The organism is Streptomyces sp. NPDC051172 (assembly GCF_040682555.1).
Taxonomy (GTDB): Bacteria; Actinomycetota; Actinomycetes; order Streptomycetales; family Streptomycetaceae; genus Streptomyces.
On the sequence record NZ_JBFBBE010000096.1, the window covers coordinates 1 to 12,205 of the forward strand.

A 12,205-nucleotide genomic window follows, 5' to 3' on the forward strand; every position below is an offset into this window, starting at 1 on the left:
CGTCTGCGGGTTTGTGGGGGCTGGTCGCGCAGTTCCCCGCGCCCCTACGGGGCGCTGCTCACACCACCTGATGCAACCAGCGCACCGGAGCGCCCTCCCCCGCATACCTGAAAGGCTCCAGCTCGTCGTCCCACGGCTTTCCGAGGAGCTTGGTGAGCTCCGACTCCAGTTCCGTTTCGCCCTGCTGTGAGCGGGCCAGGGCGGCGCGGAGGCGGTCTTCGGGGATGAGGATGTCGCCGTGGATGCCGGTGACGGCGTGGAAGATGCCGAGGTCGGGGGTGCAGCTGTAGCGTTCGCCCTCCGCGGTGGGGCAGGGCTCCGCGGTGACCTCGAAGCGCAGGAGTTGCCAGCCGCGCAGCGCCGAGGCGAGCTTGGAAGCCGTGCCGACCTCGCCCTGCCAGGAGAACTCCGAGCGCCAGGTGCCCGGCGCGGCGGGCTGCCGGATCCAGTCGAGGTTGACGCGTGTGCCGAGCACCCCGGCGACGGCCCACTCGACGTGCGGGCACAGCGCGCGCGGCGCGGAGTGCACGTACAGAACCCCACGTGTCGTCACCGGGACCTCCGGGCAGAGCAGGACAATCTGGCGAACGGGCGGACGGCCGTGGCCGGACGGCCGCGTTGATGGCGAGGCTACCGTGCGGCGGCGCAAGGAGTGTGACGTACCGTCGGTCCCGATGCGCTGAAACGTCCGCCATTCACCCGGCAGGACGCTTGTACGGGTGTGAACCGTTGCAGGGTGCGTGGATCGGGAACTCTCGCGCGTTGTTATGGGGTGACACATCCGTACACAGACGGACGCACCGAGGGGATCACCGGCGTATGCGGAAGCCAAGCCACCGTTCACGGACCGTTCTCGCCGCCGTGGCGGCGACCGTCCTGGGCGTCGCCGGCTGCGACGCCGTCGGTGACTCCGCCGGGCCGACGGGCACCGGGGCGCACCGCGCGAAGCCTGCGCCGGCGTGGGACGTGAGTCCCCGTTCGATCGCCGCGGTCGGCGACTCCATCACGCGCGGCTTCGACGCCTGTACAGTCCTGTCGGACTGCCCCGAGGTGTCCTGGGCGACCGGCAGCAGCGCCAAGGTCGACAGCCTCGCCGTACGGCTGCTGGGGAAGGCGCAGGCCGCCGAGCGCAGCTGGAACTACGCGGTGACCGGGGCGCGGATGGCTGACCTGCCGGGTCAGATGGCGCAGGCGGTGACGCGCAGGCCGCAGTTGGTGACGGTGATGGTGGGGGCGAACGACGCCTGCCGGGTCAGCACCGCCGCCATGACCTCGGTGGAGAGTTTCCGCGCCGACTTCGAGGACGCACTGAGCACCCTGCGCAAGGCGCTGCCGAGGACGCAGGTGTACGTGGCGAGCGTGCCGAACCTGAAGCGGCTGTGGTCCGAGGGCCGCACCAACCCGATGGGCAAGCAGGTGTGGAAGCTCGGCATCTGCCCGTCCATGCTGGGCGACGCGGACGCCCTGGACTCGGCGGCCACGCAGCGGCGGGACACCGTGCAGAAGCGCGTGGAGGCGTACAACACGGTGCTCAAGGAGGTCTGTGCGAAGGACCGTCGGTGCCGGTTCGACGGGGGCGCGGTGTACGACTACCGGTTCGGTACGGCCCAGTTGAGCCAGTGGGACTGGTTCCATCCCAGTGTGAACGGGCAGGCGCGGCTCGCGGAGATCGCCTACCGGAAGGTCACGGGGAAGAAGGCGTGAGGTGCGGTGATCCGGGACCACGGGGCCGTGACCTAAAGTTCCGCACATGAACGAACTCTTCGGCACACTTCCCGACGGCACCCCGGTTCACCGCTGGACCCTGGAGCGGGCCGGCGTGCGGGTGCGGATCCTGTCGTACGGCGGGATCGTGCAGTCCCTGGAGGTCCCGGACCGGGACGGGCGGGCCGGGAACGTGGTGCTGGGGTTCGCGGACCTGGACGGCTATCTCACGCACCCGGAGCCGTATCTCGGCGCGCTGATCGGCCGGTACGCCAACCGGATCGCGGGCGGCCGCTTCCCGCTGGACGGGGTGACGTACGCGCTGGAGCAGAACACGCCGCCCAACTCCCTGCACGGCGGCGGGCGCGGCTTCGACAAGCGGGTGTGGGAGGTGACGCAGGCCGGGGAGCACGGGGTGCGGCTGAGCCGGGTCAGTGCGCATGGTGAGGAGGGCTTCCCGGGGCGGCTGGAGGTCTCGGCGACGTTCACGCTCGACGAGTCCGGCGCCCTGCGCGTCGCGTACCAGGCGGTGACGGACGCACCGACCGTGGTGAACCTGACGAACCACAGCTACTTCGACCTCGGCGGCTCGGGCAGCGCGGGCGGCCACGAACTGCGGCTCGCCGCCTCCCGCTACACCCCGGTCGACGCCGATCTGATCCCGACCGGCGAGCTCGCCGACGTGACGGGCACCCGCTTCGACTTCCGTCAGGCGCGGAAGGTCGGCGCCGGATACGACCACAACTTCGTGCTCGACGGCGGAGTGACCGAGACTGCCCGCGAGGTGGCCGAACTGCACGACCCGGCGACCGGCAGGGTCCTGACCGTGGCCACCACCGAGCCCGGCCTCCAGGTCTACACGGCGGACCATCTGTCCGCCCCCTTCGCCCCCGGCGACGGCATCGCGCTGGAGACCCAGCACTTCCCCGACTCCCCGAACCACCCGGACTTCCCGAGCACGGTGCTGCGGCCGGGCGGGGTGTTCAGGTCGGAGACGGTGTACGGCTTCACCACCCGCTAGCGGCGGTGGAGCGCGTTGCCCCGGCCCAGGGGTCAGGTCCCGGGCCGGGGCTGGTCGTGGGGACACTTGTCCCGGATCAGACGTTAATCGTCGCGGTGAGGCGGCGGTCGGTGATCGAGCGGCTCACCTGGATCTCGTACGAACCCTTCACACATGACCATGCGTTCGTTTCCTCGTCCCAGACCTCGAAGGCGCGGCGGGGGATCTCGATGACCGCTTCCGCCGTCTCGCCCGGGGCCGCCTCGACGCCCGCGAAGCCCGCCAGCCGGCGTGCCGGGCGGTCCGGGCCGGGCTCGGTCGGCGCCAGGTAGAGCTGGACGACCTCCCGGCCCGCGCGCTCGCCGGAGTTGCGGACGCGGACCGTGGCGGTGGTGCCGTCGACCTCGACGGACTCATAGGTCCAGTCGGTGTAGCCGAGGCCGTGGCCGAAGGGGTACGAGGGGGTGCGGCCCTGCTTCTCCCAGGCCCGGTAGCCGATGAAGACGTCCTCGGTGTACGCGAGTTCGCCGGCCTCCGGCACCACCTGGGTGACCGGGGCGTCGGAAAGGGAGCCCCAGGTGGTGGGCAGACGGCCGCCGGGCTCGTACCCGCCGGTCAGCACGTCGGCGAGGGCCGCGCCGCCCTCCTGGCCGGGGAACCAGCTGAGCAGGACCGCGGCGACCTCGTCCCGCCACGGCAGCTCGACCGGGGAGCCGGAGTTGACGACCACGACGGTGTTCGGGTTGGCGGCGGCGACGGCGCGGACCAGGTCGTCCTGGCGGCCGGGGAGGTCGAGGTCCTTGCGGTCGAAGCCCTCCGACTCCACTCGGTCGGTGGTGGCGACCACGACGACGGCGGTGTCGGCGGCGCGGGCGGCCTCGACGGCCTCGGCGAGCAGTTCGTCGCCGTCGCGCTGCGGCTCCAGATGGGCCAGCGCGAAGGCGACGACCTTGAAGGGGAACTCCTCGGGAAGGGCGTAGACGTAGGTGAGGGAGACCTCCACCGGTTGGCCTTCGGTCAGTTCGGCCTGGGCGCGGGGCACCGGGGCGCCGAAGAACGCCTCGAAGGGGTCGCTGTCGTCGGCGGGGCCCTGGAGGTCGTCGTAGTACGTCGTGCCGTCGACGGTGAGGGTGAAGTGGCCGGTGCCCTTGGCGCCGAAGGTGTGGAGGCCCGTCTCGCGCGGGGTGAAGGTGCCGGTCAGCTCGACGGTGTGCAGGCGGTCGTGGGTGACTCCCTCGGGAAGGTCGGAACCCATCCACTGGATCTGGCCGTTGGGTGCGGAGCCCGTGCCGATGACGTTCCCGTCCGCGTCACGGCACACCGCCCGCAGTTCGAAGCCCTTGTCGGCGACGGCGAGTTCGGTGGTGGGGTCGGCGCCGACGGCGTAGCGGAGGGTGCCCTCGGGGAGGGCGGCGGTGAGGCCGTCGAGCGGGGAGACGATCCGGGCCGGGAAGACCGTGGCCGAGCCCCCGCCGAGGACGCGGGCGTCGCGGGCGGCGGCGCCGATCAGCGCCACCGTGCCGGGCTTGAGGGGCAGGGCGTTGTCGTCGTTCTTCACCAGGACGAAGGCGCGGCGGGCGATCTCGCGGGCCAGTGCGATGCCGTCGACGGGCTCGGGCAGGGCGGTGACGGCGGGCTCGGCGCTCTCCAGGGCGCCGACGCGGGCGGCGAGCCGCAGGACGTTGCGTACGGCCTCGTCGACGACGGCCTCCTCGACCTCGCCGTCCCGCACCGCCTGGGCGAGCGGGGCGCCGTACACGGTCTGCGGGCCGGGCATGGCGACGTCGAGGCCGCCCTCGATGGCGCCGACCGTCGACCGGGCGGCCATCCAGTCGGAGACGTTGTAGCCGTCGAAGCCCCATTCGCCGCGCAGGACCTCGTTCACCAGGTGGCGGTGCTCGGTCATCGTCGTGCCGTTGACCGTGTTGTAGGCGGTCATGATGCCCCACGGGCGGGCGTTCTCGACGATGAGCTCGAAGGGGGCCAGGTAGAGCTCGCGCAGGGCGCGCGGCGAGACCAGGTTGTTGACGGTGAAGCGGTCGGTCTCGGCGTCGTTGGCGACGAAGTGCTTGACGGTGGTGCCGACGCCGCCCGACTGGACACCCTGCACATAGCCCGTACCGATCAGCCCGGTCAGATACGGGTCCTCGCAGTAGGCCTCGAAGTGCCGTCCGCCGAGCGGGGAGCGATGGAGGTTGACCGTGGGCGCGAGCAGTACGTGCACGCCCTTGCGCCGGGCCTCCTGCGCGAGCAGGGTGCCGGCGCGGCGGGCGAGTTCCGGGTCCCAGGTGGCGGCCAGGGCGGTCGGGGACGGCAGGGCGATGGAGGGGTCGTCCGCGGTCCAGCGCACCCCCCGGACGCCGATCGGGCCGTCGGACATGACGAGCGAGTTCAGACCGATCTCCGGCAGGGCGGGCAGGGACCACATGTCCTGGCCGGACAGCAGCCGGGCCTTGGCGTCCAGGTCCAGTTTGCCGAGCGCCGCGTCGACGACGGCCTCGCGCGCACGGTCGGCCGGAGAGGGTCCTGGGGTTCCCGCCATGGCGGTGCCTCCTCATCGAGTCATGTCGTCCTGCGCCCCATCGTGCACCCACTCCCTGTAACGCGGTAGGTTTCGTTATCGTGCCGTAATATTGTCTGTACGGGGATGTCGTACGGTGACGCCATGAACGCCAGGGTCAGAAGTGAGGAGCGGCGCGCGGAGATCGTGCGGGCGGCGCTGGAGGTGATCGCCGAGCGTGGGTACCGGGGCGCGTCCCTGGCCGCGGTGGCGGAGCGCGTCGGGCTCACCCAGCAGGGGCTGCTGCACTACTTCCCGACCAAGGACGCGCTGCTGGTCGCGGTGTTGAAGGACCGGGACCAGTGGGATGCCGTACCGGCCACGCAGTGGCGGGTGGATCTGCTGGCCTCGCTGGTCGAGTACAACGCGATGCGGCCCGGGATCATCCAGACGTTCTCGGCGCTGCTGGGCGAGAGCGTGACGGAGGGGCATCCGGCGCGGGCGTACTTCACCGGGCGGTACCGGCAGGTGCGGGAGAACATGGCGGCCGTGTTGCGGGCCGAGTACGGGGAGCGGTTGCCGAACGGGCTCACGCCGGAGCGGACGGCTCCGCTGCTGGTGGCCGTGATGGACGGTTTGCAGTACCAGTGGCTGCTGGACCCCGAGTCGGTGGACATGCCTGGGGCGTTCCGGGACTTCCTGGCGCTGCTGGGGGAGGAAGCCTGAACTCCCCTCCTACTGGCGCCAGATGACGGCGAGCGCCTTGCTCACCGCGCACACGGCGGCGAAGGCGATCGCCCAGGCCATGGCTCCGGCCGCGAACAGTGCGACCACGCCGGCCCCGAACCAGAGCAGTTCGAAGCCGACGCGGACCGCGCCACGCGTCTTGTACGACGCTTTCTGGGAGCCGAACAGCGCCCACAGCACGATCAGTACGGCCGGGGCGCCGAGGCCGAGGAGCCAGGCGAGCGGGGCGGCCGTGTCCCGGGTGAAGCCCCAGTAGGAGACTGCCACCAGAGCGCCGAGTTCGATGAGGAACAGGACGCCGAGGTTCACTGCCTTGATTGCCTTCATGGGCGGCAGTATCGCCCGGAAGGGATCACTCCGGTGCGGGCACGGCGGCGACGACCTCGATCTCGATCTGCGCCTCGGGCCGGAACAACCGCGAGGCCTCGAAGGTCATGCTCGCCTGCAATACAGCGACGGAAGGACGCCAACTACTCGGCCCTGAGGACGAGTAGTTGACTCAGTCCCGAAGGGCTCCGCTTATGCTCCCGACTGCCCCCTACGACAGGACGGTCACGGGTCGCATCTACCAGTCCCGGCTAATTCGGCGAGACTGGATCGGGCATGTTGACGAATACCCACGCCGAGCGTGCGCGGGAGCGCACGTTAACCCCGGCGACGTGGTCGGCCAGCCCAGCGAGGCCGCACCGACGACAGCAGAAAGCGTCCCGAGTGCGGCGGTTGCCGCGCTCGGTGTGACCGCAGCGCGGACAGCGCTGCGAGGTGTAGGCCGGGTCAACCTCGATGAACGGCACCCCGGCACGCTTCGCCTTGTAGGCGATGAAAGCACCGAGTTGGTGGAACGGCCAGGAGGAGAGTCGTGCTCGCTGGTCGCGCGGAACCGTAACCCGCTCGCGAATGCCCTGGAGTTCTTCCAGGGCGATACCGCGCTCGGTGCGTTGGGCGACAGCAACGACTTCCTTGGCCACCTTGTGGTTGACGTGGGTGGCGTGGCGGGCTTCCTTCTTCGCCCGCTTCTTGAGGAGTTGTTTGGCGGAGCGTGTCTCCCTGGCCTGGATCTCGGACCGCTTGCGGGCCTGCCAGCGCCGATACCGTCCCAGGCGTCGACCCTGGTGGTCATCTCCGTCCGAGGTCGTGGCGAGGTTGACGATGCCCCGGTCCACGCCGATGAAGCCTTTGGGCTCGAACACCTCGGGTTCGGGAATGTCGATGGTGGCGATCAGGAACCACTTGCCGTCCCGGAACACCAGGTCCGACTCACCCTTGCGGCGCTCGGCCAGCGCCTTGAGAGTCTCTGGCGAGCAGGCAAACCGCACGTTCTTGATCCGCCCGTCCAGTGTCCAGATCGACACCGTCTGCGCGTCGTAATTCCACGACAGGCAGCGGTCGTCGTATGTGTGCGCGGCATGCGGACGGAAAACGACCGGCTTGGACTCAGCCTTGCGGCGACGTGTCGATCCCTCACGTCCGAGGTTCCCGGCCCGGATGCCCGCCCGCAACGCCGTGTACGCGTCCGCGACGCGCTTGATGAGGTGCTGCGCGGCCTGTGCTCCGAAGCCACGGGCCTTGAGCTCGCTGTAACACAGCTTCCGCAACTCACGCACCGATGCCCTCAGCCCGAAGCACTCAAAGCCGACGGCGGACACCCAGTTGGCCGACTCGTTGGTCGCGGGCAGGGTGCGCTCAAGTGCCAGCGCCTGAGCGGCATCCGGCTTGAGCTTGACCTGTCTCACAATCTTCACAACCACCGAAACTACACACGTGCACGACCTCCCATCAGACGTTCCTCGTTCATCACCCTTGCGAGTGAACGCCCGGAGTACCTCGCGACGAAAGGCTGAACTCCCTTGACCTCCATACGTGTTCGGATCGGCTTCCTAGGACTGGCCCTGTTGGCGGGGTTCGCGACCCCCATGCCTCCGGCAGCGGCCACGACCGTCCCCTCCCCCACCGTGGAGGAGCAGCGGCTCGACAAGGCCGTACCGCAGGAGATCCTCGCACGGTCCGGGTTCGACGACGTGGCCCCTCGGCTCACCCGCGCGCTGGCGGAGGCCGGTTCCTGTGCGCAGGCCCGCCGCATCGTCGTACAGGAGGGGGCGGCGCTGTGGCGGCGGGCCGTGGACCGGGCGCAGGGGCGAGCGCCGGCGGGCGGGGACCTGGCCCGGGACGACGACCGGCCGCTGTACTGGGCACGGCTCGGGATGACCCGTGAAGTGCGCACCTGGGAACCGGAGTTCGTTCTGAGCGACCAGCAACGGGCCGCGCTGATCGACGCGTTGGAGCGCACCTCGCGCGGCCAGACCGACGTCCGCTACCCGCAGCACGGCAAGGGCCTCAGGCGCGTGCTCGTCACCGGCTTCGACCCGTTCACGCTGGACCGGGACATCCGGATCTCCAACCCGTCCGGGGCCACCGCGCTCGCGCTCGACGGAACGGTGATCGAGACGGCGAAGGGGCCCGCGCGGGTCGAGACGGTCGTGTTCCCGGTGCGCTGGCAGGACTTCGCGGACGGGACGGTGGAGCGGACGCTGCGGCCGTATCTGAAGCAGGTGGACCTGTTCACGACCGTGAGCCAGGGGCGGGTCGGGCGGTTCGACGTGGAGCGGACCAACGGGGCCTGGCGGGGCGGGTTCCCCGACAACGACAACATCAGCCGGACGGAGACCGTCCCGGTCAGCGATCCCGCCTCACAGCCGCAGTGGACGACGACCACCCTGCCGTACAAGGAGATCGTGGCCGCGAACACGGGACGCTTCCCCGTGTACGACCACACGGAGGTGACCGAGATCCCGGCGGGCGGCACGGATGCGGTGGTACGGCCGGACGGGCCGACTCCCGGCTCGACCGCGCGGGCCGGCGGCGGGGGCGACTACCTCTCCAACGAGATCGCCTACCGGGTCACCCTGCTGCGGGACCGTCTCGGGCTGCACGACACCCTGCCCGGCGGCCATGTGCACACACCGGTGCTGCAGTTCGGCACGGGCAACACCGATCCTGCGACCGGGACGGTCACGGACCCGCAGTTCCTGCAGAACCGGCAGGACATCATCACTCAGGTACGGGCGATCCTGACCGTCGCGGTCAACGCCACGACCGCTGGGTGACGTCCTCCCCTTCGGGGTCCTCGGCGGTGTCCTCGTCACCGTCGTCGGTCTCCTCGCCCAGCAGCTCCCGCGCCAGCAGCGTCGCGCCCCCGACCGCGCCCGGCATCAGGAACACCGCGACGAACGGGACCAGGAAGGCCAGGCCCAGCGGGGTGCCGAAGCCCCAGACCAGGGTCTTGCGGGAGCGGAGCAGGGTGAGGCGGGCGCGCAGTTCGACGCCGCGGCGCTGGAGGGCCACCGCGGTGAGTTCCTCGGTGAGGAAGAAGCCCGTGACGAAGAAGCCGATCACCGGGACGACGGTCTGGCCGACGAACGGGAGGAAGCCGAGGGCGAAGAGCAGGACGCCCCAGAGCAGTGCGCGCACGAGGACACGGAGGCTGTCGCGGGCCGAGATCCACAGCTCTCGCCAGAGGGGGAGGCCGGACTCGGGGGCCGTGCCGTCCGGGGAGACGTCACGGTCGACCTTCTCGGAGAGGTTCTCGTAGAAGGGCTGGCCGATGAGGAGTGTCACGGCCGTGAAGGTGAGGACGGCGAGGAGGAGGGCCAGGGCGAAGAGCACCACCGTGAGGAAGCCGCGGAAGAGGCCTTGCCAGGGGCTGGACCAGTCGCCTGCGAAGGGGGTCGCCCAGGTGACGGCGTCTTCACCCCAAAGGGCCAGGCTGACCAGCGCGGCCAGGTACAGGAGCAGGGTTATCAGGCCCGGCAGCAGACCGAAGCCGTACTGCTTGCCGTGCCTGGCCACCCATCGTTGACCCTTGAGTAGGTAGCTGAAGCCCGCCCCCAGATCGCGCATGTGGGAACCCTATCGGGCCCCGATTTCCCGGACGGCACCGCCGAACACCCGGCGCTTACACCGGGGTGACGGCCACCACGACCCCCCTCTCCGCCGCCGGGGAGACCGCCGCCGACACTCTTGTCGCCGCCGCCCGCGCCACCCGCCCCGCTCGGGATGCCGTCGTCAGGAGCAGGGGCTGGAGTTGTTCCAGGCCTGATATCAGGAGCTCCTCGCTTGCGACCAGGACCGGTCGGGCCGCCTTTGTCGTGGCCGCTGCTGCTTCCGCGAGGTCGGCCAGTGGGGGCAGGGTTGCCCGGACCACGCCTGCTCCGGCGGCCGCGGCGCGTTCCGCCAGGGCGACCTGGAGTGGCATCAGGGGGGCGAGGGCGGCGGTCAGCGCGTCGGCGGCGCGGCGGAGTTCGGGGGACGAGTCGCGCAGGACGTCTGCTGCCGCTCGGAGCACCGGCGTCAACGCGAGCAGCGCTCCCGCGGCCACGCCCGCCGCCGCGGGCAGCACGGGGGACGTCGCCTCGACCAGGTCACCGAGGGCGTCCGCGAACTCCTCGACGGCCGGCTCGATCGCGTCCAGCACCGGCAGGAGGCTGTCGCCGATCGCCGTCAGCAGGGCCTGCGCCGGTTCGCTCACCGGGTGCACGGCGAGCGGCGCCCCGCTCGTGCCCAGCCGGGTCAGGGTGCCGACGATCCGGTAGAACGCCTCCTGCGCCTGCGGAGACGCGCTCGCCTCGGCCAGTTCCGCGGTGGTCTCGCGCAGCACGCGCAGCACCTCCGCGCCCGAGCCGTCCCGCGGGTCGAAGGTGTTGATCGCGATCCGGGTGATGTTCCCGGCCGTGTCCAGGAGCTGGCCGGTGATGTCGGTGGTGTTGCGTGCCATGCGCAGCACGTCGTCCCTGCTGGGGAGCGAAGGGATCGTTGCCATGGGCTCTCCTCGAATGGAGCCTCGGTGCCGACGGTCGCCCCTCAGCATGCCCCCATCCGACGGACTCCGTCGCCCCCTCCGGCCCACCCGCGATACGCCATACGGGGCATCCGCGACATGAACTACCTCTTGTTGGTGTTGAGTCGAACAGGTACATCTCGCCGTATCGATCTCAGGAAGCCCCCCTCGCCCAGCGGCCGAGCTTGAGGAGAACGGATGACGCAGCAGATCCACGGCACCGTCGCGGACGGCTTCGAGGCAGTGCGTGAGGAGTTCGCCGCGTTCGTGGCGGGGGAGCTGCCCGACTACGAGGGCCAGTTGTGTGCGTATGTGCACGGCCGGAAGGTCGTCGACCTGTGGGCCGGGGACGGCAACGACGCCGAGTCCCTCTACGGCGTGTTCTCGTCGACCAAGGGCGCCGCCCATCTGGTCGTCGCGCTCCTCGTGCAGGACGGCACACTCGAACTGGACCGCAAAGTGACGTACTACTGGCCCGAGTTCGGGACCGAGGGCAAGGCGGCGCTGACGCTGCGGGACCTGGTCACGCATCGCGCCGGGCTGATCGGGCTCGACGCCGGGTTCAGCAAGGACGAGCTGGCCGACGACCGCGCGATCGCGGAACGCCTTGCAGACCAGCGGCCGTTCTGGCGCCCGGGCACGGCGTTCGGCTACCACGCGCTCGTCATCGGCGCGCTCGCCGGCGAGGTGGTGCGACGGGCCACGGGCCACACCCTCCAGGAGATCTACGAGGAGCGGGTGCGGGCGCCCTACGGGCTGGACTTCCACCTGGGACTGCCCGAGGCGCTGGAGCCCCGGTTCCGGTCCGTGCAGCCGATGGCCCCCACGGCGAAACAGCAGGCCTTCCTGGACGCGACGCCGAGAGGGCCGCACACGCTCGCCTCGATCGCCTTCAACACCCAAGTGCCCGAGCCGGGGGACCTGATCGGCCACGCCAACTCCCGTACGGTGCGCTCCAAGGGGCCTGCGTCGTCGGGCGGAGTGGCCGCGGCTCGCGGGCTCGCCGGCATGTACGCGGCGGCGATCAGCGAGGTGGCGGGGCGGCCGCCGCTGCTGAAGCCGGACACCGTCGCCGAGGTCGGGCAGGTCCACTCCGTCGGGTACGACCTGGTGGCCCGCGCCCACCGTGCGTTCGGCCTCGGCTTCCAGGCGACGGGCGAGGCCTGGTACCCGTTCCTGGGCGCCGGGGCCTTCGGGCACAGCGGGGCGAGCGGCTCGCAGGCGTTCGCGGACCCGCGCAGCGGGCTGGCGTACGGCTACACCCGGCGGCGCATCGCCTTCCCGGGCGGGGCGGCGCCGGAGAACGAGCGGCTGGTGAAGGCTGTGCACAGCGCGGCGCTGGACGTCTGAACGCTCCGGCAGGAACAGCGGAGGCCGCATCCCACGTCCAAGGATGCGGCCTCTCGCGTACGCAACGAGT

11 protein-coding genes are annotated in these 12,205 nt (G+C 70.8%); 5 read left to right on the forward strand and 6 right to left on the reverse strand.

The window, feature by feature from the left end:
• Positions 1–58: 58 nt before the first annotated feature.
• Complete coding sequence (locus tag AB0N07_RS37980) at positions 59–553, reverse strand: DUF3145 domain-containing protein (RefSeq protein ID WP_365843225.1); 495 nt, start codon at positions 551–553, stop codon at positions 59–61.
• A 266-nt stretch (positions 554–819) separates the two neighbouring features.
• Between AB0N07_RS37980 and AB0N07_RS37985 the strand changes: the two genes are divergently transcribed.
• Both AB0N07_RS37985 and AB0N07_RS37990 read left to right on the forward strand, forming a co-directional pair.
• A complete protein-coding gene (locus tag AB0N07_RS37985; RefSeq protein WP_365843227.1) occupies positions 820–1,704 on the forward strand; it encodes an SGNH/GDSL hydrolase family protein in 885 nt (294 codons plus the stop codon).
• 46 nt (positions 1,705–1,750) lie between these two features.
• Positions 1,751–2,725 (forward strand): aldose epimerase family protein, encoded by a 975-nt coding sequence (locus AB0N07_RS37990; protein WP_365843229.1) that lies wholly within the window; start codon positions 1,751–1,753, stop codon positions 2,723–2,725.
• A 76-nt stretch (positions 2,726–2,801) separates the two neighbouring features.
• Here AB0N07_RS37990 and AB0N07_RS37995 read toward each other — a convergent pair whose 3' ends face one another.
• Positions 2,802–5,246 carry a glycoside hydrolase family 3 C-terminal domain-containing protein gene (locus tag AB0N07_RS37995; protein WP_365843231.1) on the reverse strand — a complete coding sequence of 815 codons (2,445 nt, stop codon included), beginning with the start codon at positions 5,244–5,246 and terminating at the stop codon, positions 2,802–2,804.
• A gap of 105 nt (positions 5,247–5,351) precedes the next feature.
• Between AB0N07_RS37995 and AB0N07_RS38000 the strand changes: the two genes are divergently transcribed.
• Positions 5,352–5,930: a TetR/AcrR family transcriptional regulator gene (locus tag AB0N07_RS38000; protein ID WP_365843233.1), complete on the forward strand. Its 579-nt coding sequence runs from the start codon at positions 5,352–5,354 to the stop codon at positions 5,928–5,930.
• Positions 5,931–5,939: 9 nt separating this feature from the next.
• Here the strand turns inward: AB0N07_RS38000 and AB0N07_RS38005 are convergent, their stop codons facing one another.
• Both AB0N07_RS38005 and AB0N07_RS38010 read right to left on the reverse strand, forming a co-directional pair.
• Positions 5,940–6,278, reverse strand: coding sequence for a YrdB family protein (locus AB0N07_RS38005; protein WP_365843235.1), 339 nt, complete (start codon positions 6,276–6,278; stop codon positions 5,940–5,942).
• A gap of 251 nt (positions 6,279–6,529) precedes the next feature.
• Entirely contained in the window at positions 6,530–7,693 is a 1,164-nt protein-coding gene (locus tag AB0N07_RS38010) for a transposase (protein WP_365843236.1), read from the reverse strand.
• A gap of 105 nt (positions 7,694–7,798) precedes the next feature.
• Here AB0N07_RS38010 and AB0N07_RS38015 point away from each other — a divergent pair, with 105 nt between their 5' ends.
• A complete protein-coding gene (locus AB0N07_RS38015; protein ID WP_365843238.1) occupies positions 7,799–9,055 on the forward strand; it encodes a pyroglutamyl peptidase in 1,257 nt (418 codons plus the stop codon).
• Here the strand turns inward: AB0N07_RS38015 and AB0N07_RS38020 are convergent.
• Positions 9,033–9,848, reverse strand: coding sequence for an EI24 domain-containing protein (locus AB0N07_RS38020; RefSeq protein ID WP_365843240.1), 816 nt, complete (start codon positions 9,846–9,848; stop codon positions 9,033–9,035). The two genes, AB0N07_RS38015 and AB0N07_RS38020, sit on opposite strands and share 23 nt — an antisense overlap.
• A 55-nt stretch (positions 9,849–9,903) precedes the next feature.
• Positions 9,904–10,767 (reverse strand): hypothetical protein, encoded by an 864-nt coding sequence (locus tag AB0N07_RS38025; RefSeq protein ID WP_365843242.1) that lies wholly within the window; start codon positions 10,765–10,767, stop codon positions 9,904–9,906.
• A gap of 216 nt (positions 10,768–10,983) precedes the next feature.
• On the opposite strand from AB0N07_RS38025, the gene AB0N07_RS38030 reads away from it, so the two are divergent.
• On the forward strand, positions 10,984–12,135 hold the full coding sequence (locus AB0N07_RS38030) for a serine hydrolase domain-containing protein (protein WP_365843244.1): 1,152 nt from the start codon (positions 10,984–10,986) through the stop codon (positions 12,133–12,135).
• The last annotated feature ends 70 nt before the right edge of the window (positions 12,136–12,205 follow it).

Bases quoted from the DNA above. Each gene is read 5' to 3' on its own strand.
- AB0N07_RS37985 (WP_365843227.1), top strand. From the start codon at position 820: ATGCGGAAGCCAAGCCACCGTTCACGGACCGTTCTCGCCGCCGTGGCG.
- AB0N07_RS37990 (WP_365843229.1), top strand. From the start codon at position 1,751: ATGAACGAACTCTTCGGCACACTTCCCGACGGCACCCCGGTTCACCGC.
- AB0N07_RS37995 (WP_365843231.1), bottom strand. From the start codon at position 5,246: ATGGCGGGAACCCCAGGACCCTCTCCGGCCGACCGTGCGCGCGAGGCC.
- AB0N07_RS38000 (WP_365843233.1), top strand. From the start codon at position 5,352: ATGTCGTACGGTGACGCCATGAACGCCAGGGTCAGAAGTGAGGAGCGG.
- AB0N07_RS38005 (WP_365843235.1), bottom strand. From the start codon at position 6,278: ATGAAGGCAATCAAGGCAGTGAACCTCGGCGTCCTGTTCCTCATCGAA.
- AB0N07_RS38020 (WP_365843240.1), bottom strand. From the start codon at position 9,848: ATGCGCGATCTGGGGGCGGGCTTCAGCTACCTACTCAAGGGTCAACGA.
- AB0N07_RS38025 (WP_365843242.1), bottom strand. From the start codon at position 10,767: ATGGCAACGATCCCTTCGCTCCCCAGCAGGGACGACGTGCTGCGCATG.
- AB0N07_RS38030 (WP_365843244.1), top strand. From the start codon at position 10,984: ATGACGCAGCAGATCCACGGCACCGTCGCGGACGGCTTCGAGGCAGTG.